The organism is Marinobacterium rhizophilum DSM 18822 (assembly GCF_000378045.1).
Lineage (GTDB): Bacteria > Pseudomonadota > Gammaproteobacteria > Pseudomonadales > Balneatricaceae > Marinobacterium_A > Marinobacterium_A rhizophilum.
The window spans coordinates 1-1,929 of sequence record NZ_KB899139.1 but is presented as its reverse complement, the minus strand read 5'-3'; the positions used below and the strand labels follow the sequence as shown (position 1 = coordinate 1,929).

Below are 1,929 nucleotides of genomic sequence, written 5' to 3'. Positions count from 1 at the left end.
CTGATAGGGGTCGGAGAGGCTTAGGCCTCCCCGCCCTCCGAACCGTGCATGCGGTTCTCCCGCACACGGCTCTCCAGTCGGTGGTTTCAACATCGTGATTGGCTCGCCTTCTGCCAAGCTTCGGATAAGGTGAAAAGCCCGGCAGCAGCGAAGTACTTATTAGGCCAGCGGCGATGGTCGGCATAACACCGACCCATCCCCGGGCGTTTCGCTTGCTTGCGCAGTAACGCTCTCAATCGACGTCGGATAAACTTGTCGATCCGACTGAAGGTCCAGGATCGGGCGTGCTTGAAGTAGCCGAACCAGCCTCGCAGCATGGGGTTGAGGTCGTCGATGACACAGGCCAGACTCGTGCCTCGCGTGCGCCGCGTCTTGCTGCGGATCTTGTCCTTGAGCGCTTTCAGACTCTTCTTGCGCACCCAGCGACGCCCTGCTTCGAACCGGTAGCCCAGGAACTCGAAGCCCTGACCTTCGCAGCGGCAGTCACCCACATGGGTTTTCTCCGGATGCAGAGTCAGGCCGTTGGCTTCCACCCACTGACGAACTTCGGACAGCGCTGTCCGCGCCGCTTCCTCACTTTGGCACAGCACCACAAAGTCATCCGCATACCGGACCATCCGGTAACCGTGACGGGTCATCTGTACATCCAGCGGGTGCAGATAGAGGTTCGCCAGCAGGGGACTGATGATCGCCCCCTGGGGCGTACCGCCTGTGGGCGCCCATCGTTCCATGCCCTTGATGATGTCCTGCTCCAGCCAGGATTGGATCAGCGCTAGCACCCGGCCGTCACTGATCCGCTCTTCCAGCCGAGCCATCAGCCGGTCATGCGGGATGCTGTCGAAGTAGCCTTGCAGGTCGGCATCCACCACATGGGTGTAACCCGCCTCAAGCAGACCCTGGACCTCCCGCAGCGCATCCTTGCAGCCGCGTCCCGGCCGGAACCCGTAGCTCATCGACAGGAACTCCTGTTCGAAGATCGGTTCGATCACACGCTTGACGGCCCCTTGTACGATCCGGTCCTTCACCGTCGGGATACCCAGTGGACGCGTCTTGCCGTCACTCTTGGGGATCTCGACGCGACGGACCGCCTCCGGGCGGTACAGCCCGCTTTTCAGGGCCGCCGACAGCTCGTCCAGATAGATCTCCTGCCGTGCCGAGAAGCGCTCGATGCTCTGCCCATCCACTCCTGATGCCCCTCGATTACGCCGGACTTTCTGCCAGGCGCGCTCCAGGGTATGGGGGTGATAAACCTTGTCGATCAAGCTGAACCATTTATTGCCTTTGACGCCGTTAGCCAGCGCCGCCAACATGCGATCCGTCCAGATTGTACGGTCCACCCAGGGCGGTACTGCCGGGGTTGACGAGTCTTGTTTAGCCCCATTCTGAGGCACTGGCGACTCATTGCGTTTGCATTCGTGCATTCTGTCCTTCTCACATCCACCTTCCTGCCTCCCTTCCCTCGGTGTGGGTTCTGTTCTCCACGCCTCTCGCGTGCGATCTTCCGGACCTTAGGCAGAGTCTGCACTCCAGCATCTTCGTAACGGCGTTTTCCACCGCATAACCCTAGTCCCGACCGCAGGCTGCGGTACTATAAAGGCTCTGACTCCTGTCCGCCGTCACCACAGCCGACAGGTCTCCTCGCTTATCTCGTACACCCGTCCTGACGTTCCGTCTCCAACCACGGAGGTGGCCCGGATATCGCTTTAAACGCCATCACAGCGTATCCGGTGTGTTTCAGGCTTCGCCGTCTCCCAGGGAGCTCGCCGCCACGTACCGCCGAATCGAGTTCGTCATCCTACGGACCGCCAGTTCGCTTCCGGTTGCTCCCCACCCCGCCTCCTAGCGACGCAGTTACCTTCAGCTACGGGGTTATGGCTTACCCCGACACGGACTTTCACCGTGCTGTGTGCACGCCTTCACGAGCGCACT

At 61.0% G+C, this 1,929-nt stretch carries 1 protein-coding gene; it reads right to left on the bottom strand.

The features are described from left to right. Positions 1 to 86 precede the first annotated feature (86 nt). Positions 87 to 1,337 carry a group II intron reverse transcriptase/maturase gene (gene ltrA / locus F451_RS0124300; protein ID WP_205624075.1) on the bottom strand — a complete coding sequence of 417 codons (1,251 nt, stop codon included), beginning with the start codon at positions 1,335 to 1,337 and terminating at the stop codon, positions 87 to 89. Positions 1,338 to 1,929 lie beyond the last annotated feature (592 nt).